Source organism: Mesorhizobium sp. LNHC232B00, from assembly GCF_000502435.1.
GTDB classification, from domain to species: domain Bacteria; phylum Pseudomonadota; class Alphaproteobacteria; order Rhizobiales; family Rhizobiaceae; genus Mesorhizobium; species Mesorhizobium opportunistum.
Genome location: NZ_AYWP01000022.1, coordinates 67,226 through 92,575, shown reverse-complemented (window position 1 = coordinate 92,575; position 25,350 = coordinate 67,226). Strand labels below are relative to the sequence as shown.

The 25,350-nt window shown below is 62.1% G+C and carries 23 protein-coding genes and 1 pseudogene; 13 read left to right on the top strand and 11 right to left on the bottom strand.

The features are described 5' to 3' along the window. Positions 1 to 241 precede the first annotated feature (241 nt). Positions 242 to 781, top strand: coding sequence for a J domain-containing protein (locus tag X743_RS145950; RefSeq protein WP_023767720.1), 540 nt, complete (start codon positions 242 to 244; stop codon positions 779 to 781). Between the two features lie 76 nt (positions 782 to 857). Here the strand turns inward: X743_RS145950 and X743_RS145955 are convergent, their stop codons facing one another. Beyond that, entirely contained in the window at positions 858 to 1,169 is a 312-nt protein-coding gene (locus X743_RS145955) for a hypothetical protein (RefSeq protein WP_245264293.1), read from the bottom strand. Positions 1,170 to 1,432: 263 nt separating this feature from the next. Here X743_RS145955 and X743_RS145960 point away from each other — a divergent pair, with 263 nt between their 5' ends. From X743_RS145960 to rimO, 5 genes are all read left to right on the top strand, one after another. Continuing rightward, a complete protein-coding gene (locus X743_RS145960) occupies positions 1,433 to 2,311 on the top strand; it encodes a sterol desaturase family protein (protein ID WP_023767718.1) in 879 nt (292 codons plus the stop codon). 53 nt (positions 2,312 to 2,364) lie between these two features. Continuing rightward, positions 2,365 to 3,063: a DUF2161 domain-containing phosphodiesterase gene (locus tag X743_RS145965; protein WP_023767717.1), complete on the top strand. Its 699-nt coding sequence runs from the start codon at positions 2,365 to 2,367 to the stop codon at positions 3,061 to 3,063. 56 nt (positions 3,064 to 3,119) lie between these two features. Beyond that, complete coding sequence (locus tag X743_RS145970) at positions 3,120 to 3,527, top strand: DUF930 domain-containing protein (protein WP_032923339.1); 408 nt, start codon at positions 3,120 to 3,122, stop codon at positions 3,525 to 3,527. Between the two features lie 165 nt (positions 3,528 to 3,692). Further along, on the top strand, positions 3,693 to 4,382 hold the full coding sequence (locus X743_RS145975; protein WP_013895598.1) for a TerC family protein: 690 nt from the start codon (positions 3,693 to 3,695) through the stop codon (positions 4,380 to 4,382). Positions 4,383 to 4,567: 185 nt separating this feature from the next. Beyond that, positions 4,568 to 5,881 carry a 30S ribosomal protein S12 methylthiotransferase RimO gene (rimO, locus tag X743_RS145980; RefSeq protein WP_023767715.1) on the top strand — a complete coding sequence of 438 codons (1,314 nt, stop codon included), beginning with the start codon at positions 4,568 to 4,570 and terminating at the stop codon, positions 5,879 to 5,881. Positions 5,882 to 5,939: 58 nt separating this feature from the next. Here the strand turns inward: rimO and X743_RS145985 are convergent, their stop codons facing one another. After that, positions 5,940 to 6,383, bottom strand: a complete 444-nt coding sequence (locus X743_RS145985; RefSeq protein ID WP_023767714.1) for a hypothetical protein — start codon at positions 6,381 to 6,383, stop codon at positions 5,940 to 5,942. A 238-nt stretch (positions 6,384 to 6,621) separates the two neighbouring features. Here X743_RS145985 and X743_RS145990 point away from each other — a divergent pair, with 238 nt between their 5' ends. Then, positions 6,622 to 7,728 (top strand): acyltransferase, encoded by a 1,107-nt coding sequence (locus X743_RS145990; RefSeq protein ID WP_023767713.1) that lies wholly within the window; start codon positions 6,622 to 6,624, stop codon positions 7,726 to 7,728. A 46-nt stretch (positions 7,729 to 7,774) separates the two neighbouring features. On the opposite strand, the gene X743_RS145995 is transcribed toward X743_RS145990, so the two are convergent. From X743_RS145995 to X743_RS146025, 8 genes and pseudogenes are all read right to left on the bottom strand, one after another. Beyond that, positions 7,775 to 8,842, bottom strand: coding sequence for a BMP family ABC transporter substrate-binding protein (locus tag X743_RS145995; protein ID WP_023767712.1), 1,068 nt, complete (start codon positions 8,840 to 8,842; stop codon positions 7,775 to 7,777). A gap of 49 nt (positions 8,843 to 8,891) precedes the next feature. Continuing rightward, entirely contained in the window at positions 8,892 to 9,812 is a 921-nt protein-coding gene (locus X743_RS146000) for an ABC transporter permease (RefSeq protein WP_031258173.1), read from the bottom strand. Next, positions 9,812 to 10,947, bottom strand: a pseudogene (locus tag X743_RS01000000169335) (ABC transporter permease). The gene X743_RS146000 and the pseudogene X743_RS01000000169335 overlap by 1 nt, the downstream one beginning before the upstream one ends. After that, complete coding sequence (locus tag X743_RS146005) at positions 10,944 to 12,521, bottom strand: ABC transporter ATP-binding protein (protein WP_023767710.1); 1,578 nt, start codon at positions 12,519 to 12,521, stop codon at positions 10,944 to 10,946. Before X743_RS146005 ends, X743_RS01000000169335 begins: the two are co-directional and overlap by 4 nt. Before the next feature lie 133 nt (positions 12,522 to 12,654). Further along, complete coding sequence (locus X743_RS146010) at positions 12,655 to 13,632, bottom strand: quinone oxidoreductase (protein WP_023767709.1); 978 nt, start codon at positions 13,630 to 13,632, stop codon at positions 12,655 to 12,657. Between the two features lie 28 nt (positions 13,633 to 13,660). Beyond that, entirely contained in the window at positions 13,661 to 14,440 is a 780-nt protein-coding gene (gene pcsA, locus X743_RS146015; protein WP_280801318.1) for a phosphatidylcholine synthase, read from the bottom strand. Between the two features lie 80 nt (positions 14,441 to 14,520). After that, positions 14,521 to 15,135, bottom strand: coding sequence for a DUF1326 domain-containing protein (locus X743_RS146020; RefSeq protein WP_023767707.1), 615 nt, complete (start codon positions 15,133 to 15,135; stop codon positions 14,521 to 14,523). Positions 15,136 to 15,149: 14 nt separating this feature from the next. Then, complete coding sequence (locus tag X743_RS146025; protein WP_023767706.1) at positions 15,150 to 16,079, bottom strand: DUF2182 domain-containing protein; 930 nt, start codon at positions 16,077 to 16,079, stop codon at positions 15,150 to 15,152. A 70-nt stretch (positions 16,080 to 16,149) separates the two neighbouring features. Between X743_RS146025 and X743_RS146030 the strand changes: the two genes are divergently transcribed. Continuing rightward, entirely contained in the window at positions 16,150 to 17,364 is a 1,215-nt protein-coding gene (locus tag X743_RS146030; RefSeq protein WP_023767704.1) for a UbiH/UbiF family hydroxylase, read from the top strand. Between the two features lie 148 nt (positions 17,365 to 17,512). After that, positions 17,513 to 17,836 carry a heat shock protein HspQ gene (gene hspQ / locus X743_RS146035; protein ID WP_023767703.1) on the top strand — a complete coding sequence of 108 codons (324 nt, stop codon included), beginning with the start codon at positions 17,513 to 17,515 and terminating at the stop codon, positions 17,834 to 17,836. 91 nt (positions 17,837 to 17,927) lie between these two features. Here hspQ and X743_RS146040 read toward each other — a convergent pair whose 3' ends face one another. Further along, on the bottom strand, positions 17,928 to 18,557 hold the full coding sequence (locus X743_RS146040; protein ID WP_013895584.1) for an invasion associated locus B family protein: 630 nt from the start codon (positions 18,555 to 18,557) through the stop codon (positions 17,928 to 17,930). Between the two features lie 233 nt (positions 18,558 to 18,790). Here X743_RS146040 and X743_RS146045 point away from each other — a divergent pair, with 233 nt between their 5' ends. The 4 genes from X743_RS146045 to mgtE all read left to right on the top strand — a co-directional run bounded on the left by X743_RS146045 (position 18,791) and on the right by mgtE (position 25,308). Continuing rightward, a complete protein-coding gene (locus X743_RS146045; protein ID WP_023767702.1) occupies positions 18,791 to 20,608 on the top strand; it encodes an extracellular solute-binding protein in 1,818 nt (605 codons plus the stop codon). 16 nt (positions 20,609 to 20,624) lie between these two features. After that, positions 20,625 to 21,305 (top strand): DsbA family protein, encoded by a 681-nt coding sequence (locus X743_RS146050; RefSeq protein WP_023767701.1) that lies wholly within the window; start codon positions 20,625 to 20,627, stop codon positions 21,303 to 21,305. 473 nt (positions 21,306 to 21,778) lie between these two features. Then, entirely contained in the window at positions 21,779 to 23,671 is a 1,893-nt protein-coding gene (locus X743_RS146055) for an ABC transporter ATP-binding protein/permease (protein ID WP_023767700.1), read from the top strand. Positions 23,672 to 23,943: 272 nt separating this feature from the next. Beyond that, positions 23,944 to 25,308, top strand: a complete 1,365-nt coding sequence (mgtE, locus tag X743_RS146060; RefSeq protein WP_023767699.1) for a magnesium transporter — start codon at positions 23,944 to 23,946, stop codon at positions 25,306 to 25,308. The last annotated feature ends 42 nt before the right edge of the window (positions 25,309 to 25,350 follow it).

Here is a 25,350-nt window from a genome sequence, read left to right as displayed (position 1 = left end):
CTCTCCTTGCAAAGGGCCGAAAGTGTAACCCATCTATCCGGAATGAACTGTCACCCATCTCTCGGGAAGGGCAGCCAAGGTCCGTTTCCTCACTAGGCACTAGCCGCCTATCGACGTCGGACCAAAGTCTTGACAGCCGCAAGCAAAGGTCTGACGTAACCGCTTTGGTTCCGCACTTGTCCATTGGACGTTCTTTGATTTAGCCAATATGAATATATGATTGCGTTGAGGGAGCGCCGCTATGTTCATTGACTACTACGAAGTTCTCGAAGTCAGCCCAAACGCCAACTCCGAAACGTTGGAACGGGTGTTTCGTTATTTTGCCATGCGTTACCACCCCGACAATCAGGCCACCGGCAACGAGGCACGCTTCAGCGAAATCGTAGAGGCTCACAACACGCTCAAGGATCCTGTCAAACGTGCGCAGTACGACATCCAGTACAAGGACCATGCGGGGCTCAGCCGGGAGTTGTCCGAGGAAGCCGGAAACACCAAGGGAATGGAGCGTGACGTCGTCATTCAAGCCAGGCTGCTCGCGCTCCTTTATGTAAAGCGCAGACAGGACGTCAACAATCCCGGCATTGGAGATGTCGAGCTTGAGCGATTGTCAGGCTGTCCGCGAGAGCATCTCGAGTTTCATCTCTGGTATATGAAGGCAAAGGGTTGGATCGCAAGGATCGAGAACGGGACGATGGCGATCACCGTCGAAGGCATCGATCGCGCCAATTCCGAACACCGTCGTGACCCGACCACCAAACTCCTGGACCACACGGTCTCTTGAAGCTCGCGCTTGGCGCCGGCTGGGCGGCATATCCGCGGCGATGAGGAGCGTTGCGGTGCGGCGATGGCCCATTTGCTCAGTCGGATCTCTGGGTGCGCTCCGCGATGGCAAATGCCTGCAGGTTCCTCGCCTTGCCGACGTCCTGATCCGCATTTGCGATGATCGAAAAGAACGCTGCTCTCGCGATATCCTTCTTCGAGGCGCCTGGATGCTCCTTCTTGGCAGCCTTGACGAGCTGCTTGGGAGACATGTCGGGCGTGACGACCCTCATGAGGGTGTCACCGATCGCACTCATTTCATTTGCGTCCATGATGGGCATCCCCTGCTGACTGCAATGCCACGATAGCAAGGACAACTCGCGGCCGCCAACATGGTTCTTGATCAACATGGGCCTTGAAACGAAAAACCCCGCCGGCAGGGACCGGTGGGGTTAGTCCTGGGAGGACACGCGTAACGCTGCGTTCGTCAACCGCGCGTTCCCCATATATCGCCCGCGTGCGACACCAATGTGACACGCAGGCGGGAGCGGCATGCTCCATGCCCTGTATAACCGGGAGATCGGCATCAAGCCTTTGGAAAGGAGAGATGTGGTTCTCTCGCAAATCGCAAGCGCTGGAGGCGCTGCCGAAAGACAACGCAATAGGCGGGCGAATGGATATCTTTGGCATCAAGACGCTGTTGATCTGTGCGCTGATCTTCATTCCGTTCGAACATCTGTTCGCCGAGCGGCCGCAGAAGATCTTTCGCAAGGGCCTTGGCGTCGATCTGCTCTATCTGATGTTCAACGCCTTCATCATAAAGGTGGCCATGGTCATCATGGCGGCGGGTGTCCTCGGCGTCGCTGCAATCTTTGTCCCGCAATCGGTAACGCAGGCAGTCAGTGGCCAGCCTATCTGGCTGCAGGTTGCCGAAATCGTCCTGATCACCGATGTCGGCGTCTACTGGGCGCATCGGGCCTTCCACAAGATCCCGGCACTTTGGAAGTTCCACGCGGTTCACCACGGCATTGAGGAACTGGATTGGCTCGGGGCCTTCCACTCCCACCCGGTCGACGCAATCGTCACCAAGGCGATATCGCTGACGCCGATCCTTCTGCTGGGCTTTTCGGAAGGCGCGATCGCCGTCTTTTCGCTTATCTATCTCGGGCACACGATGCTCGTTCATTCGAACCTGCGGATTCCGTTCGGCCCGTTGAAGTGGCTGATCGCCGGCCCGCAGTTCCATCGCTGGCACCATGCCAACCAGCGCGAAGCCTATGACAAGAACTTCGCCGGGCAGTTGCCCTTCCTCGATGTGGTGTTCGGCACCTACAATGCCACCGGCGACAAGGTGCCCGACAAATACGGCGTCGACGATCCGATCCCGTCCACCTATTTCGGCCAGGTCGGCTATCCGTTCATGCCCCGCAAGAAACCGTCGGATCGCGTCGCGCCGGGTCCCGAAGCCCGGCAGCCGACGTCGACGGAGCACGGCCCGTTGCCTCCGGTCTTGCCCGACATTGGCGGTATCGCCCGATTGCCTCGAGGCTAAGACACCTTCCCATCGGGCAGGCATTTTGCGTCGAATCGGCTAAGTCTTGCGGCATGAACGAGACCTCACTCTATGCGCCGGTGAAGCGGTTCCTCGAAAGTCTCGACTTCGTCGTGAAAGGGGAAATCGGCGGCTGTGATATCGTCGCGCTGCGCGAGGGTGAACCGCCGGTCGTGGTCATCTGCGAGCTGAAGCTGCAGTTCAATCTGGAACTGGTGCTGCAAGGCGTCGACCGTGCGGCCGCCTGCGACGAAGTGTGGCTGGCGGCACGCATGTCGGCGCGCGGCAAGGGGCGCGAAAGCGACGCCAGGTTCCGCAATCTCTGCCGCCGGCTCGGCTTCGGCCTGCTCGGCGTGACCGCGAACGACCGGGTCGAGGTCCTGCTCAGCCCGGTCGCATTGGCGCCGCGCAAGAATGCGCGCAAACGCTCTCGGATCGTCGATGAGCACCAGCGCCGTCGCGGCGATCCCGTGGTGGGCGGCGGAACGCGCAATCCGATCATGACCGCCTACCGCCAGAGCGCCCTCACCTGCGCCGCCGCGATGATGGATGGGCCCAAGCGGCCGCGCGACCTGAAGGCCTTGACGCCGTTCGCGCCGAAGATTCTGCAGCACAATGTCTATGGTTGGTTCGCGCGTGTCGACCGCGGTCTCTACGGCCTCACCGATGCCGGCCGCGCCTCGCTGGTCCGTTGGCCGCAGGCTTCGCACGATGAAGCCCGACACGAGATTTTGATTGCGCCGCCCCCCTGAAAGCGGGCGCTTGCCGAGCATGAAGCGCCCCGCTTGGTTGATTTGTCAGATAAAATATGCTGCTAGTCCCGCCCATGAATAGACCCTGCATGATGGCCGTCGCGTCCCTGGCGCTGGCTTTTCCGGCCAGCGCGATGGATAACGCATTGCGTGCCGGACTGATGAAACTCGATCCGCAAACCCGCCTCGAACAGCGCTGCGACGCCGAGGTCCTGGACCGGATCACGCATGACGATCGCAAGTTCAAGGCCGACCGTGTCGTTGCCTATGCCTTCGCGACGCCCGAGATGAGCGCCGACGCGATCAAGAGTTCGGGTGCGGCGTTCCGCAGCAAGGGACAATGGTACCGGCTGAAATTCAAATGCCAGACCGGGCCGGACCATATGGAAGTTCTCCAGCTCCGCTACCGCATCGGAGACGAAATTCCCGAGACCGACTGGGCGAAGTACAATCTCTACGACTAGCTCGTCCGCCGACGATTGCTGACACCCCTGCAATGCCACGGCCACGAAAGTGGTTTTCAAGCGTTGTCCATTGCTGCGTCTTGACGCCAGCGGACCATGCCTTTAGGCCCGTCTGGACAGTCGACGACGAACACTCGGCACGAACGAGCAAGGGCCTCCTGGTCGATGGAAATATTCACTGCCGCGGGCTTATCTGCTCTTCTCCAGGTCATCGCCATCGACCTTGCGCTCGCCGGCGACAACGCCATCGTCATCGGCCTCGCCGCGGCGGGTCTGCCCGCCAACCAACGCAAACAGGCCATTCTCGTCGGCATCGCGGCGGCCACGGTCCTGCGCATTTTCTTCGCCCTGATCACGCAATGGCTGCTGACCATCGGCCCCATTCTGCTCATCGCCGGCGGCCTGCTGCTGCTCTGGGTCTGCTGGAAGATGTGGCGCGAACTGCGCGTCAGCCACGAGCAGGAGCGCGACGCGACCGAGGCGCTGTCGAATGGTGACTTCGACAAGGACGGCGTCATTGGCGGCAAGGGACCGAGCAAGACCTTCTCGCAGGCCGCGTGGCAGATTGTCATCGCCGACGTTTCGATGTCGCTCGACAACGTTCTGGCCGTGGCCGGAGCGGCCATGAACCATCCGACGGTGCTGATCATCGGGCTGGCCTTGTCGATCGCGCTGATGGGCTTTGCCGCGTCGTTTGTCGCGCGCCTGCTGCACAAATACCGCTGGATCGCCTATATCGGCCTGGCGATCATCCTCTACGTCGCGGTGAAGATGCTTCTTGATGGCGCCGTGCAGCAATTCCCCGATCACTTCGCCTTCCTGGCGCCCTGGTTTGGACCGGGAGGCGGCCACTAACCGCTCCTGGAGCAGCCCTGCCCGCGGCGTTTCGCAATGACCTGGCCTGTCGTCCGGTTTGCTTGATCAGGCAAGCCATGCTATTGCGCCGCGCGTATTGGCTTGTGCCAAGCGCCTCAGACCGACATCTATAGCGACTTGAGGCCGGACCCGTTTCGGCCCGTACCCCCATTGGAAACTTGCCTATGTCCGCCCCTCGCGTCAGTTTCGTCAGCCTTGGATGCCCGAAGGCCCTTGTGGACTCCGAGCGCATCATCACGCGGTTGCGCGCCGAGGGCTATGAGATCGCCCGCAAGCATGATGGCGCCGATCTTGTCGTCGTCAACACCTGCGGCTTCCTCGATTCCGCCCGCGACGAGTCGCTCAACGCCATCGGGTCCGCGCTGTCGGAAAACGGCAGGGTCATCGTCACCGGTTGCCTCGGCGCCGAGCCGGACGTGATCCGCGAAAAGCATCCAAACGTGCTGGCGATCACCGGGCCGCAGGCCTATGAGAGCGTCATGGCCGCCGTGCATGAGGCCGCTCCTCCTTCGCACGATCCCTATATCGACCTTTTGCCGCCGCAGGGCGTCAAGCTGACGCCGCGCCACTATGCCTATCTCAAGATTTCGGAAGGCTGCAACAACCGCTGCACCTTCTGCATCATTCCGGCTCTTCGCGGCGATCTCGTCTCGCGGCCCGCTGCCGATGTACTGCGCGAGGCCGAGAAGCTGGCCAAGGCCGGCGTCAAGGAGCTGCTCGTCATCTCGCAGGACACCAGCGCCTACGGCATCGACATCAAGTACCAGACGTCGATGTTCGGCGACCGCGAAGTGCGAGCGAAATTCCTCGATTTGTCGCAGGAATTGGGCAAGCTCGGGATCTGGGTGCGCATGCACTATGTCTACCCCTACCCGCATGTCGCCGACGTCATCCCGCTGATGGCCGAGGGAAAAATCCTCCCCTATCTGGATATCCCGTTCCAGCATGCCTCGCCGCAGGTGCTGAAGAACATGCGCCGGCCCGCGCACGGCGAAAAGACGCTCGAGCGCATCCGCGGCTGGCGCGACGTGTGCCCCGATCTCGCCATCCGCTCGACCTTCATCGTCGGCTTCCCTGGTGAGACGGACGACGATTTCGAGATGCTGCTCGACTGGCTGGACGAGGCAAAAATCGACCGCGCCGGCTGCTTCAAATACGAGCCGGTCCGGGGCGCCCGCTCCAACGATCTCGGCCTCGAACAGGTGCCGCAGGAGATCAAGGAAGCGCGCTGGCATCGTTTCATGCAGCGCCAGCAGAAGATCTCGGCGACGCAGCTCGCCAAGAAGGTCGGCAAGCGCCTGCCGGTGCTGATCGACGAAGCGCACGGCACATCGGCAAAGGGCCGCACCAAATACGACGCGCCCGAGATCGACGGCTCGGTCCACATCCAGTCGCGTCGTCCGTTGCGCGCCGGCGACATCGTCACCGTCAAGATCGACCGTGCCGACGCCTACGATCTCTACGGTTCGGCGGTCTGACGGCGTCGAGCTGCCGAAAGGGCGCCTTTACGGCGCCCTCGTTTTGGCAATGTTTTCGTCAGAGCTTCACGGACTCGATTGCAGACAGGGACCGGTCGATGCCCTGATTGAGGGTCTTGTCCAGCCGCGAGCCGGCGGACTGGCCTTCGATCACCGACAGCCTCGCGGCAAATCCCAGATGGTAATCCACGAACCACTCGGGCCGCGGCTCTGGCTCCGGAAACGGTCCCCACCACGGAGGCAGCTTCGGCAGCTTCGGTGGCGTCGGGCACCAATCGTCGAGGTCGCTCAACACCCCTTTCATGTCTTGCCCGCCGCGCTCGGCGATCCATGCATGGCGCACGAATTCGTCGGCTATCGCGGCACCCAGCTCGTGAGGCGGGAGCGGCTGAGGATTGAGGGCGATTTGTGCAAGCCGCCCCTGTGGTCCGCGCGGAATGACGTCATAGATGGCTGGAATACGCCTGCCGATAATGGCTAGGAGTTTTTTATTCAATTGCATAAGATTTTCTCCTGCTGACGTTCGTAACGCCGGCCAATTTTGTCCGGGTCGCAAGATGAGCATGTAAGTAAAAAGGCAAATGCGTCTGTGAAGGCGGTCACGGAACTGCGTAACAGACAATTGCGCCCGGTCGGATGCTTCTGCCGCCATTTACCAAATTTCGCGATGGTTCAGGCCTCTTAACCCGCTCAGCCGCGATCCGCACTATTGTCTCAGGACCATAAATGCGGGAATTCGGATGGATACCAGACCTGCCGGGCAGGAATACATCGCGACGCTGGACCTGCTCAGGCTGGCCGCGGCACTTGCCGTCGTGCTCTTCCACTATTTCTTTCGTGGCGCGGCCGCCGAAGGTGTACTTGCCGTAGGCTATCCCGATGCCGCGCCATTCGCCATCTACGGCTACCTCGGCGTCAATCTGTTCTTTCTGATCAGCGGCTTCGTCATCGCGTGGTCGGCGGAAAGCCGCAGCTGGCACCAGTTTGCGATCGCCCGTTTCGTTCGCCTCTTTCCCGGCTTCCTGTTTTGCATGACGATCACCTTCATTGTCGTCGCTTCGGTCGGTGCACCGCTGTTTGCAACCTCTCTCAGACAGTATGCCGCCAATCTGTCGATGTTCGCGCCGGCCCTCGGCCAGCCTTTCATGGACGGCGTCTACTGGTCGATCGTGCTTGAACTGGTTTTCTACGGATGGGTGACGCTGGCCCTGCTCACCGGTGTTTTTCAGAAGCGCAAGCTTGGGCTGATCTTCATCTGGCTGGCGATATCGGCATTGAACGAATTCTTCGTCGGCAGTCACGCGGCAAGGCTGTTGTTCATCACCGAGTTCGGCTCGTTTTTCGCGGCGGGGGTGCTGGTCCACCATCTGCATGCGCACGGCCGGTCGTGGCCGGCGTTGCTGCTGCTTGGCGCAGCGTTCCTGTTGTCCTGCGGCACGCTTTCGGTGACGCAGCACTGGATGCTGAACGAATATGGCCTCGCCGTTTCGCAGCGCCCTCTCTGGGCCGCCAATGTCGTCATGCATGGCGCATTGATCGGCGCGGTCCTGCTGCGCAATCATGTCAGGCCGTCCGCTCTGACGATGGCGCTTGGCGGGCTGACCTACCCGCTCTACCTCCTGCACCAGAACATTGGCTATCTCGTCATCGATGCCGCCGCACCGTTGGTTGGCAAATGGCTCGCGGCGTTCGGTTGCATCGCGGTTCTGCTCGCCGCCTCCTGGGCGGTCTGGCGTTACTGGGAACGGCCCGCCCAACGGCTGCTCAAGACATGGCTTGGCCACGCAGTGGAAACCGTGCTGGCAAGATATCGGACGGCCCCCGGCCGAACCCAACCCGCCGAATGAAAAAGGGCGCCGCGCGGCGCCCTTTCCGTTCGAGATCCGTGCAAGCTTACTGCGGCAGCTTGTCGTCGACACCCTTGACGTAGAAATTCATGCCGAGAAGCGTGCCGTCGTCGGCGACTTCGCCGTCCTTCAGCCATGCCGAGCCGTCCTGCTTGGCGATCGGTCCCGTGAAGGGGTTCCAGCCGCCGGCGATCTTCTTCTCGGTCGCCTCGGCCATCGCCTTCACGTCGTCGGGCATGTTGGTGTAGGGCGCAAGCTTCACCGCGCCGTCCTTGATGCCGAGCCAGACATTGTCCGGCTTCCAGGTGCCGTCGATGGCCGCCTGGACCCGGCTGATATAGTACGGACCCCATTCGTCCGTCAGCGAGGTCAGCTGCGCGTTCGGCGCGAACTTGATCATGTCGGAAGACTGGCCGAAGCCGTGCAGCTTGCGCTCCTCGGCCACCTGCAGGGCGGCGGTCGAATCGGTGTGCTGGACAATGATGTCGGCGCCTTGGTCGAACAGGGCCTTGGCGGCATCCGCTTCCTTGCCCGGATCGAACCATGAGTTCACCCAGACGATCTTGGCCTTGAAGTTCGGGTTGATCGACTGCGCGCCGAGCATGAAGGAGTTGATGCCCATCACGACTTCCGGGATCGGGAAGGAAACGATGTAGCCTGCGACGCCGGACTTCGATTCCTTGGCGGCGATCTGGCCGAGCACGTAGCGGCCTTCATAGAAGCGCGCATTGTAGATGCCGAGATTGTCAGCGGTCTTGTAGCCGGTGGCGTGCTCGAACATCACCTTCGGGAACTTCTTGGCGACCTTCACTTCGGCGTCCATGAAGCCGAAGGAGGTACCGAAGATCAGCTTGCAGCCTTCGCGCGCCAGCCGCTCGAAGGCACGGTCGGCATCGGGGCCTTCGGAGACGTTTTCCAGATACGCGGTTTCGACCTTGTCGCCGAGCGCCTTCTCGACTTCGAGCCGGCCCTGATCATGCTGGTAGGAATAGCCGAAATCGCCGATCGGGCCGGTGTAGACCCAGCAGGCCTTCAACTTGTCGGCAGCCTCAGCTGACACCGCCAGCGACAAGGCCGCTGTCGTCGTCATCAGGGCAATAAGCAGTTTTTTCATTGTGTTACCTCTCTGTGTTAAGCCTTGGAGCTTCCCGTTTTTATTATTGTCAACGATCCGGAACGAATGGCTGCCCCAGGGATGCCGGCGTGTTCATCATCGTCAGACGCTTGTTGCGCGAGATTAGAACGAGAACCACGACGGTTGCCAGATAGGGCAGAGAAGAAAGCATCTGCGAGGGCACTGGAATGCCAAAAGCCTGTGCATGAAGCTGGCCGATCCAAACCGCGCCGAAGATGTAGGCGCCGGCCAGCACCCGCCACGGCCGCCATGACGCGAACACCACCAGCGCCAGCGCGATCCAGCCGCGGCCCGCGCTCATGTTCTCGACCCACTGCGGCGTATAGACCAGCGACAGATGGCCGCCTGCAAGGCCGGCGCAGGCGCCGCCGAAGATGACCGAGAGGTAGCGGTAGCGGATGACCTTGATGCCGAGCGCATGCGCAGAGGTGTGGCTGTCGCCGATCGAGCGCAGCGTCAGCCCGGTGCGGGTCTTGAACAGGAACCACATCACGGCGGCCGTCAGCGCGATCGAGATGTAGAAGATCGGGTCCTGGCCGAACAGCAGCCTGCCAACGATGGGTATGGAGCTGAGGCCGGGAATATCGAGATTGGGCAGCCTGACGCCGGGCTGGCCGACGAAGCTGGTCCCGATCATGCCGGAGAGGCCGAGGCCGAGCAGCGTCAGCGACAGGCCGGTCGCCACCTGGTTGGTGGCCAGCGACAGCGTCATGACGGCAAACAGCAGCGAGAACGCCGCCCCCATGGCGATCGCCGCCAAAAGGCCGATCCAGGGCGAGCCGGTCAGGTAGCCGGCGCCGAAGCCGCCGACGGCGCCCATGATCATCATGCCTTCGACGCCGAGATTGAGCACGCCGGAACGTTCGACCACCAGTTCGCCGATCGCCGCGATCAACAGCGGCGTCGCCGCCGTGGCGATGGTCAGGAGGATGTTGGCGGTGATGTCCATCAGCGGGCTTCCTTCAACTTTGGCGCCGCCTCGAGCTTTGCAGGGGCTTCCTGTTTCGTCAGCGCCAGGCCGATCAGGCGGATGCGGTAATGGATTAGCGTGTCGCAGCCGAGCACGAAGAACAGCAGCATGCCCTGGAAGACGCGCGCCACCTTGTCGGAAATGNAATGCCGAGCGCGCTTTGCACCGCCTCGCCACCGAGATAAGTCAGCGCCAGCACCAGGCCGGCGGCGACGATGCCGAGCGGATTGAGCCGGCCAAGGAACGCCACGATGATGGCGGTGAAGCCGTAGCCGGGCGAAATCACCGGCTGCAATTGCCCGATGGCGCCGGAGACTTCCGAGATGCCGGCCAGACCTGCCAGCGCGCCCGACAGCAGGAAGGCAAAGAACACCATCCGGCTGAGGCCGAAGCCGGCGAAGCGCCCTGCCCTCGGGCTGGAGCCGAGCACGCGGACCTCGAAGCCTTTCAGCATGCGGCCCATCAGGAACCAGATCAGCACCGCGGCAACCAGCGCGAAGACGAAACCCCAATTGGCGCGTCCGGCATCCGGCATCAGTTCCGGCAGAACGGCCGAGTCGCCGAACTGGATCGTCTGCGGAAAACCATGGCCCTGCGGATCGCGCCATGGGCCGCGCACCAGCCAGTCGAGGAAGAGTTGGGCGACATAGACCAGCATCAGGCTGGTCAGGATTTCGTTGGTGTTGAACCTGGTCTTCAAAAGCGCCGGGATCGCCGCATAGGCCGCGCCGCCGACCATGCCGAGCAGAAGCATCAGCGGCAGGACCAGCGGCCCTTCGAATTGCGGGAACAGCACCGGAATGGCAGAGCCGAAGATGGCACCGAAGATGAACTGGCCTTCGGCACCGATGTTCCAGATGTTGGCCTTGTAGCAGACGGACAGGCCGACGCCGATCAGGATCAGCGGCGCCGCCTTGATCGCCAGCTCATGCAATTGCCAGACCTGGCTGATCGGCTCGATAAAATAGATCCGGAACGCGGTCAGCGGGTTGACGCCGAGCAGCGCGAACAGAACCGCGCCGGCAATGATCGTCAGCGCGAAGGCGATGAACGGCGAGAGTGCCGAAAACAGCGCCGAGCGCTGCGGGCGTTTGACGAGTTCGAGGCGCATCATGCCGTCTCCAGCGTGTGTTCGGCGTGGCCGGGCTCGGCGCCGCCCATCAGCAAGCCGACCTTCTCGAAGGTTGCTTCGGCGATCGGCAGCGGCTTGGAAAGCTCGCCATTGTGCATGACGGCGATGGCATCCGATATTTCGAACAGCTCGTCGAGATCCTGGCTGATGACCAGCACCGCCGATCCGCTGCGCGACAGTTCGATCAGCGCCTGCCGGATGTGAGCGGCGGCACCGGCATCGACACCCCATGTCGGCTGGTTGACCACCATGACGCTGGGCCGGCGGTCGAGCTCGCGGCCGACGATGAACTTCTGCAGATTGCCGCCCGAAAGTGCCGCGGCTTCCGGATCCGGGGCGCTCTTGCGCACATCCATCGCTTCGATGATGCGTTGGGCGGCGGCGTAGACAGCAGCGCTCTTCACCATGCCGCCGGTGCCGACAAAGGCCTTGCCGTCGGTTGCATGGCGCGACAGCAGGAGGTTCTCCGAAAGTTTCATGCGCGGTGCCGCGCCATGGCCGAGGCGCTCTTCCGGCACGAAGGCGGCGCCCAGCAGCCGCCGCCCGGTGATGGTGAGGCCACCGGCATCCTTGCCGCGGATGCGCACCGAGGCAGAATCCTGTTGCAGGACTTCCCCGGAGACGGATTCGAAGAACTCGCCCTGGCCATTGCCGGCGACGCCCGCGATGCCGATCACTTCGCCGGCACGGACATTCAAGCTGATGTTCTTGAGCGGAATGGAGAACGGCGTCGCCGGTTTGCGGCTGAGGCCACGGATTTCGAGCAGCGGCTGCGCGGTTTCGATCCCCTCGACCGGTGCACGGACCACGGCCTGCACCTCGTTGCCGACCATCATGCGGGCCAGCGATGCCGCCGTCTCCTCGCGCGGGTTGCAGTGGCCGACCACCTTGCCGTGCCGCAGCACGGTCGCGCGGTCGCAGATGCGTTTGACCTCTTCCAGCCGGTGCGAAATGTAGAGGATCGATTTGCCTTCCGCGCGCAGCCGCTCCAGCGTCTCGAACAGCTTGTCGGCCTCCTGCGGCGTCAGCACAGAGGTCGGCTCGTCGAGGATGATGAGCTGCGGCGTCTGCAGCAGGCAGCGGATGATCTCGATGCGCTGGCGCTCGCCGACCGACAGGTCGCCGACCAGCGATTCAGGATCGAGCGGCAGGCCGTAGCTGTAGGAAAGCGCCCTCGCCTTGGCGGCGATGCTGCTGATCGGCGAGCCGTCATCCAGCGACAGCGCGATGTTCTCCGCCGCCGTCAGCGCCTCGAACAGCGAGAAATGCTGGAAAACCATGCCGATGCCGAGCTTTTTGGCAGCACCCGGGCTGGTGATCCGGACCGCCTGGCCGTTCCAGAAAATCTCGCCGGAATTGGGTTCCAGCGAGCCGAACAGCATCTTGACCAGCGTCGACTTGCCGGCCCCGTTCTCGCCGAGCAGCGCATGGATTTCACCGTTGGCGATGTTGAGATCGATATGATCGCACGCCGTCAGTGTGCCGAATATCTTGGTCAGGCCGCGAACCTCGAGCAGGTTCGCCCCATCATGATTTGCACTCACAGTGCCTCCCATCCGTATTGCCGGATATGTTCTGTGTTCCCGCAAGCATGGTAGGCGCCGCCGCCTCTCAACGGAAAGCGGCACGCGTCTTGAAAGAGCTTCAAGAATTTCAGCGGAAATTCAAGGGATAACAAGGCTGGCGGGACTAAGGAACGAGAATTGTCGTTCCGGTGGTCCTGCGGCCTTCGAGATCCGAATGCGCCTTGCCTGCATCCTTCAGCGCATAACGCTGATTGATCTTGATCTCGACGGCGCCGCTCAGCACCACCTCGAACAGGGCCGCCGCCGAGGCGTCAAGGTCCTCGCGCTTTGCGTTGTAGACGAACAGCGTCGGCCTCGTGGCGAACAAGGAGCCCTTCTGGGCCAGCAGCGACATCGAGAATGGCGGGATCGGTCCCGAGGATTGGCCGAAGCTGACGAACATGCCGAGCGGCCTCAGGCAGTCGAGCGAGGCCGGAAAAGTATCGTTGCCCACCGAATCGTAGACGACGTCGCATTTCCTGCCGCCCGTGATGGCCGCGACGCCAGCGACGAAATCCTGTTCCTTGTAATTGATGACATGGTCGAAGCCGTGCGCCCTGGCGAGCTCGATCTTGTCGGACGAGCTTGCCGTGCCGATGACGGTTGCGCCTAGATGTTTCGCCCATTGACCGAGGATGAGCCCGACGCCGCCGGCGGCGGCATGAAACAGGATGGTGTCGCCTGCTTTCACCTTGAAGGTCCGGCGCAGGAGATATTCGGCGGTCATGCCTTTCAGCATCATCGCCGCGGCCTGTTCGTCGCTGATGCCATCCGGAACCTTGACGACCCGGCTGGCATCGATGACGCGCTCCTCGGCATAAGCACCTGTCGTCACCGCATAGGCGATCCGGTCGCCCGGCTTCAGCCAGTCGACATTCTGCCCCACCTTCAGCACCACCCCGGCGGCCTCGCTGCCCGCAATGAGCGGAAATCCGCCCGGCGGCGGATAGAGGCCGGAGCGATGATAGACATCGATGAAATTGAGACCGATCGCCGTATGCCTGACCAGGATCTGCCCCGAACCCGGCTGGCCGGGATCGGCATCCTCGTAGGTCAGAACTTCCGGGCCGCCATGGGCGTGGATGCGGATCGCTTTGGACATGGATGGGCTTCCTCGAGACGTGGGCTGGTCAGGCCTTCTTGGCACCAAGATTTGGAAAGAACTGCATGATGCCACCGATACAGGCGAGGTAAAGCCCGGTAACGGAAATGCCGATCTTGGTGAACGTGCCGACCTGTTCGCCAAGCACGCCGATCTGGTCGTAGAAGGCCGCGAGAGCCGCCTGCGCAAGCGCAAGCGCGCCGAAAGCGCACCACAAAAGCGTCATTGTGAGATTGATGCGCCGCAGCCGCACCACCCGTACCGGGTGAATGAAATTGATCGGGACGAAGGTCAGGATGCCGGCCACCACCACCACCGCGAACGAAACCCACTGCCCCGGCTCGATGACAAACAGCGTGAACACCACCATGTTCCAGACGACGGGGAACCCCTTGAAGAAATTCTCCTTCGTCTTCATGCCGGTGTCGGCATAGTAGATCGCGCTGGAGACGACGATGATCGCCGCCGACAGGAAAGACAGGCCCTCGCCCATGAAGCCGCGTTGGTAAAGCGCGAAGGCCGGGATCAGCACATAGGTCACGTAGTCGATGATGTTGTCGAGCAGTTCGCCCGACCAGGTCGGCAGGATTTCCTTGACCTCGAGCTTCCTGGCGATCGGCCCGTCGATGCCGTCGACGAACAGCGCCAGCCCAAGCCACCAGAACATTGCCGTCCAGCGCTCCTCGCTCGCCGCCACCAGCGACAGGAAGGCAAGGAACGAGCCCGAGGCCGTTAGCAGATGGACGGAGAATGCCCTTGCCTGTGGCCAGGTGACCTTCTTTCTCGGCCGCGGAATCCGGTCCGTGATCTTCTTCGCGGCTTTCCTGGCCGCCGAATTCCTGGCCGCCAAATTCCTGGGCGCCAAATTCCTGGGCGTTGTATTCTTGCTCACGGGCCCCGCCAATCCAGCTTGCAGATTTCGGCCGAGCGGCCTGCTAAATTCCAGTTGCGGCCGAAGGCCCGCATCTTGCTCTTGTCGGATTTGGCCACGATGATCTCCGGCGCGATCCAGTATTCTGAATTGCTGATCACCGTATCCTTCTCGCGATCCTTGCCCGCTATTGGCGTCACCGCCCCGTCGATGATCTTCGGTATCTGGAAGATGCGCGTCTTGTCCCGCGTCTCATAGGTGATCGGGACCTGTTCGACGCCCAGGAATTTTCCGACGAGGATCGACAGCAGCGACGTTGTCCCGCCCGCCTTGCCGGTGAAGATCTTCGTCAGCGCCTTGACGGCGTAGATCGAGGCGCGTTTGTCGATGAACAGGCCAGCGGTCCAGTTGCCGCGGCTCATGTAGCCGGGGATTTCCATGACTAGCCCCAGGTTGAGGCCGGAGAGGTCGACCTCTCCGAAATGGCCGGCATCGATACGGAAACCCGCCCAGGTCTGGCAATAACCCTCGGTCGGCGGATGATTGCCAAGCGACAACACGCAAGGGCAGAAAACCGTGCAATTGCAGGAGAGTACGAGCTCCCCTTTCATTGCCCAGCCCGGATCTGTCATCGAATTTCCCCCACTCAAAGCGAGACTACAAGCAGCGCGGCTGCCCAGACAAGCAGTATCGCACCGGCCAGCCGGGTTGGAAGACGGCTCGCCGTTTGTTTTTCGATGAGGGTGAACAGACCGATCAACGCCATCCAGAAGACGTTCATGACGCCAACGGCGAACATCACCAGCATCAGCGCCCAGCAGCAGCCGAGGCACCATATGCCTTGCGCGATTCCGAGCCGGAAGACGCGGACGGCTCTCGCGCTCCAGTTCGAAAACAGGATCGAGAACGGGTTCCGGCATTTCTTCAGGCAGGCCTGCTTGAGGCCGCTGAACTGGTAGAGGCCGGCAACCAGCAATGCGAAGGCGCCGGCGGTGCCCAGCACCGGATCGTACATCTGGCCGGACGCGGCGGATGCATGCACTGCAAGCGTCAGCACCGCGAACATCGCGGAGGCGAGGAACCAGACGCTGAGATACCCTGCGACCAGCACCAGCGGGTGGACGACGGGCTCCCCCTTGATCCGTGCCGTGTCGGCGATCTCGCAATAGGTGCGGATCATCGGCGCCGCGGAAGGCAGCATCGCCGCGATCGCCATCAGGAACCACATCAAGATGAGCGCTAGGGCGCGCGGGCCGATGCTTCCCTCCAGCGGCGCCGGCGACAGGCAGAGCGCGAAGAACCGTTCCAGGACATCGGGCAGCGGCAGTTGCGGCAGGTGGCGCAGCAGAGCGTCGCCGGGCGCGCTGCCGCCGGTCTCGGCGCCCCGGATCGCCATCGCGGCCAGGAACAGCCAGGCAAGCGCGATGCCGGCGCCGACAACGACGTTGACCGTCAAGCGCGGGTTGCGTGCAATGTCGGCCATGGCGCGGCCGGCGCGGTCGAGATGGCTGAAGTCGTCCTGGCGGCCGGTCATGACAACCGAATGGGCCGAATCGCCGCGTTGATCAAGCCGCATGATCTGACCTATATGCTCAGCAACTGGCAGGCCGGGTGGCCAGCCTCGCACAGCAAGCCGGAAACCGATCTTGGAGCGTAAGCAAACAGCACGGATATTGGTCGCCGGCACAGGGCCGGCGGGGCTGATCGCGGCACTTGCCTTCGCTAATGCCGGTTTCCGGGTAACGCTCGTCGGGCCGGAAGCTTCGGTCCCCGATGGGCGCACCACAGCCCTGATGAACCCCGCTTTGATGGTGCTTGAACGGCTCGGCGTGCTCGAAGACATCAAGCCCAAGGCCGCCCCCTTGAAAGTCATGCGCATCGTCGATGCGACCAGCCGGCTGATCCGCAGTCCCGTCGTCACCTTCCGCGCCAGCGAGATCGATGAGGACCAGTTCGGGCTCAATCTGCCCAACGCCGTCTTCGGCCCAGCACTGGCCAGCAAGGTTGCCGCGCATCCCGGGATCGAACGGGTGATGTCGATGGTCAAGACCTGGCATCTCGACGCAGACATGGCCCATGCCGCCCTCGCCGACGGCAGCGAGGTTGGCGCATCGCTGGCGGTCGCCGCCGATGGGCGCCTGTCGCCCGCCCGCGAGGCAGCGGGCATTTCGATCGCGTCGCGCTCCTATCCCCAAGCCGCGCTCGTCCTGAACTTCCATCATAGCCGCGACCACGCTTTTACCTCGACGGAGTTCCATACCGAGACCGGTCCGTTCACGCAGGTTCCGCTGCCCGGCGATCGCTCGAGCCTTGTCTGGGTGGTCAAGCCGGAGACCGCCAGGGAACTGGCTGCATTAGACGACGCAGCGCTCTCGTTGCGGGTCGAGCAGCAGATGCGGTCGATGCTGGGCCGGGTGACCGTGGAGCCGGGCCGCCAGATTTATCCGCTTTCGACCGTGACCCCCCTGCGCTTTGCCCGGCATCGGGTGGCGCTTGTCGGCGAGGCCGCCCATGTGTTCCCGCCGATCGGCGCGCAAGGTCTCAACCTGGGCATCAGGGACATTGACGATCTTGTTGGAATCGCGAGTGAAAATCGTGACGACCCTGGCACGGCCAAGGCGCTGGCCGCTTACGATTTCAAACGCCGGCCCGACATTCTGGCGCGCAGCAGCGCTGTCAATCTGCTGAACATGTCGCTGCTTTCCGACATGCTGCCGGCGCAGATGGCGCGCGGTGCCGGTCTCGGCGTGCTCGGGGGCGTTGCACCGCTGCGTGCCTTTTTCATGCGCGAGGGACTTCGTCCCGGCAGTGGCTTTGCAGCACTTGCGGGTGGCCTGCGAAAGCCGGTGCGGCGAAACTAGCGATCTGCGGATTTTGCCGCGATATCGCGACTTCAATCAAAAACTTTGCTCCGCGCGCTGCGTAGCTTGAAGACGCTAAAAACGCTTCGGGATTGAATTGACTCGGAGTCTGCGCCAAATAAAGCCAAGGAATTCAGTGGTGAGTACGATGAAAACGGCCAAATTCGCGATCGGACAGGTGGTTCGCCACCGGTTGTTTCCGTTTCGTGGCATCATTTTCGACGTCGATCCACAATTCGCCAACACCGACGAATGGTACGAGGCCATCCCCGCGGACGTGCGGCCACGCAAGGATCAGCCATTCTACCATCTGCTCGCCGAGAATTCTGAAACCGAATACATCGCTTACGTATCCGAGCAGAATTTGCTGGCGGATCAGTCGGGCGAGCCGGTTCGTCATCCGCAGATCAAGGAGATGTTCGACAAGAGGCCGGATGGGCGCTACGAGCCGAAACGGCAGTCCAGGCACTGATTTTCCGGCATTCCGGATGCGGCCAGGAACGAAAAAAGCGGGGCATGACCCCGCTTTTTCTTTGGCTTCGGTATTGGCCCGATGCCGGTGATCAGTTGGCGGTCTTCGCCTTGTCCTGTTCGTCCTTGAGCTTCTTGGCGAAGTCCTGGTTGTTCTTGGCGACGAAGTCCTGCAGCTTCTTCTGACGGTCCTCGATGTCCGACTGCTGCAGCGGCGGGCCGTCATAGGCGCCGCTGAAGCCTTGCAGCGCGATCTTGATCGGGTTGGCCTGGTTCTGGAAGTTGATCGAGGTCAGCGTGATCCCCTGGCCCTTCTTGAACGAGGCGACAAGCTGGTCGGTCAGCGGCACTTCGGCCACGCAACGGTCCGGGAAGCAGATGACATAGTCGAGCTTCTGCGCCTTGCCGGTGTCGATCTGCAGGCCGATGCCGGGAGGCACGAGGCGGCCGGTCGGGACCGTCACCTGGAACACCTTGCGGTTCACCTTGCCCTTGAGCTCGATCAGGCTGACACCGGTGACGAGCTGGCCGTTGCCGGCGGTGACGATATTCTGGACGTTGCAGATGTCGACGTCTTCCTGCTTGGTGCAGGCCTTGAACCAGCCCTGTGGAATCTGCGGCTGCTGCTGTGCGGAAGCGGCGGGAAGCCCTGCACCCAGAAAGCCGACCACGCCCGCGGCCATGACCGAAAGGCGGTACGCATTGCTGTTCAGGCTCGTCATGTCGTGCACTTCCTCTCAAATTATCCCGGGACCGGCTTCTTCGCGCCGCGTGGTCCAGCTACCTGTTGCCGAAATGAGGCAACAGAATGACTTCGGACGGCGTGTTACACTGCAAGCGGTGTCGAATCCAGCCCGCCCACTTGTAATTCTTGATGACACCATTGGCCGGCACGCAGCCGCCTCATGCTAGTGTGCGCAGCGAATCATCAAGCCGACCTGTTAAGGAGACGGTCATGGGCCGCGTTCTTGTTTGGCTGATCACCGCGATATCGTTTCTCACCCTGCAGCCGCCAGCGCTTTCGGCGCCAAAATACGCCATTGCGATGCAGGGCGAACCGGCCCTGCCGCCGGACTACACCCATTTCAGCTACGTCAATCCCGACGCGCCGAAGGGTGGCAACATCACCTATTGCGTCGTCGGCAGCTTCGACAACCTCAACCCTTTCATCCTGAAGAGCCTGCGCACGACGGCGCGCGGCATGATGGACACGATCTTCGGCAATTTGGTCTTCGAGCCGCTGATGCAGCGCAGTGCGGACGAGGCCTTTACCCTCTATGGGCTGCTGGCGGCCAGCGCCGACATGGACCCGGAGCGCAAGAGCATTGAATTCCATCTCGACCCGAAGGCCAAATGGTCCGACGGGCAGCCGGTGACACCCGAAGACGTGCTGTTCACCTATGATGCCTACACGCAGAAAGGCCGTCCGCCCTACAGCGACCGCATGGCCAGGATCGCCAAGCTGGAAAAGACCGGCGACCACAGCGTACGCTTCACCTTCAACGACAAGGCCGATCGCGAGTTTCCACTGATCATCGCGCTGACGCCGGTCATCCCCAGGCACGCCTTCGCCATGGACACGTTCGACAGGACGACGCTGAAGCCGTTGATCGGCAGCGGTCCCTACACGATCGCGCAGGTGCAGCCCGGCCAGCGCGTCGTCTTCAAGCGCAATCCCGACTACTGGGGCAAGGACGTTCCCGCCAAGCGCGGCTTCGACAATTACGACCAGATCACCATCGAATATTTCCTCAACGCCAACGCCAAGCTCGAAGCTTTCAAGAAAGGCCTTTGCGCCATCGACGATGACGGCGATCCGGTCAAGCGCGAGCGCGATCTCGACTTCCCGGCGTTCCATAAGGGCGAGGTGGTCTCTGAAACCTTCGACACCGGCATTCCACCTGTGGTGACCGGGTTCCTGTTCAACACCAGGCTGCCAAAGTTCTCCAATCCGGTGGTTCGGCGCGCGCTCGGCATGCTTTACGATTTCGAATGGGCCAACAAGAACCTTTTCGGCGGCAAATACGCGCGCACGATGAGCTATTGGCAGAACTCCGAGCTGTCCGCGCTCGGCCATCCGGCCGACGACAGGGAAAAGGCGCTGCTGGCGCCCTACCCCGGCCGTGTGCCGTCCGACGTGATGGACGGCACTTGGAGACCGCCGGTGACCGATGGTTCGGGCCAGGACCGCAAGGTGTTGAAGACGGCTTTCGATCTCCTGAAAAGCATCGGATACCACCTGCAGGGCGGCACGATGCTCGATCCCGACGGCAAGCCATTCGGTTTCGAGATCATGACCTCTTCGCAAGACGAGGAGCGCCTAGCCGGTATCTACCAGCGCACATTGGAGAAGATCGGCATCAACGTCACCATCCGCAGCCTCGACGGCGACCAGATCCAGTCGCGCAAGCAGCGTTTCGATTTCGAGGTGCTGGTCGGCTCGAGCGGCTTCAACAATTCGCTCTCCCCAGGCATCGAGCAGATCGGGCGTTGGTCGTCCAACGCCGCCAAGACCGAAGGATCGTTCAATCTCGCTGGCGTCGCCGACCCGGCGATCGATGCCGCGATCGAGGCAATGCTGCGGGCTCGCTCGAAGGAGGACTATGTCGCCGCGGTCCGCGTGCTCGATCGGCTGCTGATCTCGGGCAACTACATGGTGCCGATGCAGTACAACACGCAACAATGGCTTGCTTACTGGAATTATCTGGAACATCCGAAGAAGACGCCCATATTCGGTTATCAACTGCCAAGCTGGTGGCGCAAGCCGAACTGAAAATCCGGAGATCGAGATGAGCGAAGCGAACGCCATTACCGTCGATGTGGTGTCGGACGTCGTCTGCCCGTGGTGCTTCATTGGCCAGAAGCGGCTGGACAAGGCGGTCGCCGCGGCCGGCGATGTCGAAGTGCACATACGCTGGCGGCCATTCCAGCTCGATCCGACCATTCCGCCCCATGGCAAGGATCGCCGTGAATACATGCTGGCCAAGTTCGGCAGCGATGAGCGCATTCGTGAAATTCACGCCCGCATCGAGCCACTTGGCGAGGCCGAGGGCATTTCCTTTGCCTTCGACGCCATCAAGGTGGCGCCCAACACGCTGGACGCGCATCGCCTGATCCGCTGGGCCGGCGCCGCCGGTGAGGCCGTACAGAACAGTCTGGTGCGCCGCCTGTTCCAGTTGAATTTCGAGCAGGGCGTCAACATCGGCGACCATGCCGTCCTGATCGAGGCCGCCCGCGAGGCCGGCATGGATGCGTCTGTCGCGGAGACACTGCTGCCGACCGACGCCGATGTCGAGGCGGTGCGCACCGAGATCGCTACCGCCGCGCGCATGGGCATATCAGGCGTGCCGTGCTTCCTGCTCGAAGGCAAATATGCCGTGATGGGCGCGCAGGATGCCGACACCCTGGCCGACGCGATTCGTCAGGTGGCGGCCGCCAAGGCGCGTGGCGAGTTGGATATGGTCGGCTGAGCCGATCACGGGCCATTTCCGGCTGCCAGCAAAGATAACCGGCGGCAAGGAATCAGGCATCCAGCACGGCGTGTTTTCGCAAATTCGGATGGTCCGCCGCTAAAAATCGGCCTGCCGGGTAAGCCAAAAGAAGTAACGATACCGTGTAAATGCTTTCCCCAAGGGAAGGTGGAGACGTCTCGCCTCGCCATCGGGTAATCATTTGAAATTACTATGTTAAATTGCCCTTTCGTCGGCTTTCGCGCGACGCTGGAAAGCCCGTCCTGTTGCCTTGTCGACACGCTCACCACCACAATCCGGCTGACCCCCTACAAAAATTAATAGAAAATGATCAATTGGTGTTACCATCCGTAACAAAAGAAAAAGGTTTGGGCGGGATCGTGATTCGGATCGGCAGACGATCGCAGGAGTCAGTACCGGATGGACTACACCGCGGCGCCGCAGGGCAGTCGCTTTTGACGCCGGTATCCTCGATGCGCAGTTTCTGGGGGCTCATGCGAGCCTACTGGATCTCGGATCGCTGGAAGGAAGCCTGGACGCTGACGGTGGTGATCGCACTGCTCACCGCGGCATCCAGCAAGGCAGGCGTCTGGTTCGCCGAAGCATCCGGTGAACTGGTCAATTCAATCGCCTTCTTCCACGACGCCGCCAACACCACCCCACTGCGAACCCTGCTGGTCAACGCCGGCATCCTGGTATTGCTGGTCGTGCTCAAGGACGCCGGCTTCACGGGCGTCCGCAACCTTGTCTCGGTAACCTTGCACCGCAAATGGCGTGGTTGGCTGGACAGCCGTTTCAACGAGGCGCTGCTCGACGGCAACCACACGCATTTCCATGCCCAGCATGCGTCGACCGGCGGCAGCACGCCTGCTCCCGATAACATCGACCAGCGCATCCAGGAATCGATCAAGGACATGACCGGCGGCGCCATTGGGCTGGCCATGGGTGTGCTTGGCGTCGCCACTTCGCTCTATTTCGTCGGCCAGAAGCTGCTTGAAAACTCCGTCGAGGTGAAGGGGCTCGAGTTCCTCGGCAGCTATGGCAGTGCCGTCCTGGCCTTCCTGGCGGTCGCCACCTACGTGCCGTTGAACACATGGATCGCGGTCAGGCTTGGCAGCCTGCTCGAGCGCCTCAACGTTCGCATGCAGCAGGCCGAAGGCAGCTACCGCGGCGAGTTGACGACGTTCCTGCGCCGCAGCTTCCATGTCGCGGCATCCCATGGCGAAGGCGTGCAGAAGAGCATGCATCGCCGGCTCTATGTCGACATCGACGGAACCTGGTCGCGGCTGAACATCGTCAACACCGTCTATATGTCGTTCGAGCTGATCTACAATTTCATCGGCGCCCGCATTGTCGCCTACGGCCCCGGCCTCGTGCCGTTCATCCATAACGGCCTTGACCTCAAGGGCTATATCACGGGCTCCGAACTGGTCAATTCGTTGATCGGCCAGTGTTCGTGGTTCATCCATGTCATGCCGGCGATCGCCACGCTGCGCGCCAACAGCCAGCGTGTCACTGAACTCGCGAATGCGATCGAGACGGTTCAGCATCCGCAGGAATTCTACAGCCAGACCGGCCGCTCCGACTTCCACTACGCCAGCCAAAATCCGGTCTTCGGCCTGACCATCCAGAAACTCGAACTGGCGCATCAGGGCGAGGATGCAACGCCGTTCCTCAGTGCCGCCAACCTGCGCTTCCGGCGCGGCGAGTGGACGTTCCTGAAGGGCGAGTCCGGTTGCGGCAAGACCTCGCTGATCAAGGCGATCAATGGCCTGTGGCCCTATGGCCGCGGCACGATCGTCTTCCCCGAAGGGGTGAAGAGTTTTTATGCCGCCCAGGAGGTCAAGCTGCAGCAGGTGTCGCTGAAACAGCTGGTCTGCCTGCCGGGCTCTGAATACGACCATGGCGACCCACAGGTGGCCGCCGCGCTGCACAAGGCCGGCCTTGGCGACTTCATCGAGCACATGGCCAATGAGCACCGCGAGGGCAAAAGCTGGGATCAGGTTCTCTCGGGCGGCCAGAAACAGAAGCTGGTGGTGGCGCGCATCATCCTGCAGCAGCCGGGGCTGCTGTTCCTCGACGAAGCGACCGGCGCGCTCGATCCCGACGGCAAGATTGCGTTCCATCAGGCCATCAAGGACAACTGCCCCGATGTCACGGTGATCAGCGTCATGCACGAAGCCGTGGCGCCGAGATCCGTTGCCGGCACCGAGTTCTACCACTCGATGGTGCTGATCGCCGATGGCGTCGCCTCCAAGAAGCCCCTGGCTCCGAGCCTGCCTGTCGAACTCACCACGATCCTCGCGCAGCCGCGGCCCGTCGAAGACAAATGGCTGCGGTTCCCGCGCCGGCTGAAACAGAAATAACGACGCTTTCACCGTGACTTGCCGCGCCGGGCGGCGGCCGGTGATCACAGTCTCGCGATCGGAGCCGTCGGGCACCGTTTTCCTCCCTCACGATGATTGACTCGGCAAGGCGCGCTTCTATGTTGCGCCGGCTTGCAGATAGTCGAAACGCAAACCCGCAAGCGGAAAGGTCACCGCGCCATGCCTGGCGACAGTATTAGTCGAACGCAACCGCCGTCCGCCTAGACATGACCTGAACGGTTCATGTCCTGCCGGACGGCAAGGAGTGAACCATGAACGATTTTTTTCCCGTAGCGGACGATGAGGCCGTCGCCATCGCCCGTATCCTTGCCAACGACCATGTCGCCGACGTGGTCGAGGCGCTCAATCACGAACCGCGCGAAACAGCGACCGAGCTGCTTTGCGAGGTGCCGTTCGAGCGGTTGGTCGAGATTTTCGATCAGCCGGAGCTCGATGGCGCGTCCGAACTCGTGGAGGCCCTGCCCCGCCCCAAGGCGAGCAAGCTGCTCACCGCCATGTCCGTCGACCGCGCGGCCGACATCCTGCGCGAGCTCGATGAGCCGGCACGCTCGGAACTCCTCGGTGCGCTGGCGCCGCCGCTTCGCGCGACCCTGCTTTCGATCCTGGGCTATCCCGAAGGCAGCGCCGCGTCGATCATGACGACGGAGTTCGTCAGCGTCCCTTCGGACTGGACCGTCGGGCGCACGCTCGACTACATCCGCAAGGTCGAGCGGACACGCGAAACCGTCTACGCGATCTACATCGTCGATCCGCAAACGCATCTCCTGGTGCGCTCGACCGGCCTGCGCCGGTTGATCACCGGCGAACCCGACGACTCGATCATGTCCGTGGCGCCTGATCGCATGCCGGTGACGGTCACCCCGCTGACCGATCGTGAAACCTTGGCGCAGACGATCTCCAAATACGATCTGCTCGCCGTTCCCGTCGTTGACCATGGCAAGATCCTCGGCATCGTCACCATCGACGACATCATCGACACGATGATCGAGGAGACGACGGAGGACGTGCACCGCTTCGGCGGCATGGAAGCGCTCGACGAGCCCTATATGAAGATGAGCTTCCTCGCCATGATCAGGAAGCGGGGCGGCTGGCTTTGCGCGCTGTTCATCAGCGAGATGCTGACAGCGAACGCCATGCAAAGCTATGAGGGCGAACTGGAGAAGGCGATCGTGCTCACCCTGTTCATCCCGCTGATCATGAGCTCCGGCGGCAATTCCGGCTCGCAGGCGACGTCCCTGGTCATCCGGGCGCTTGCGTTGCGCGAGATCGGCTTGGGCGACTGGTGGCGGGTGGCGCTGCGCGAACTGCCGACCGGCCTCGTGCTCGGCGCCATGCTCGGCGTGGTCGGCATCTGCCGCATCGCGCTCTGGCAATATATGGGCTTCTACGATTACGGCCCGCATTGGCCGCTGATCGCTACGACCGTCGGTGCGGCGCTGGTCGGCATCGTCACCTTCGGTTCCCTGTCGGGGTCGATGCTGCCGTTCGCCTTGAAACGGATCGGCTTCGACCCGGCCAGCGCATCGGCGCCATTTGTTGCCACGCTGGTCGATGTCACCGGGCTGGTGATCTATTTCTCGGTGGCGCTGGTGATCCTGCGCGGCACGCTGCTGTAGCAGCGTCAAAGCTTTCCGCCGCTGGCAGTCGCCGGCGGCGGA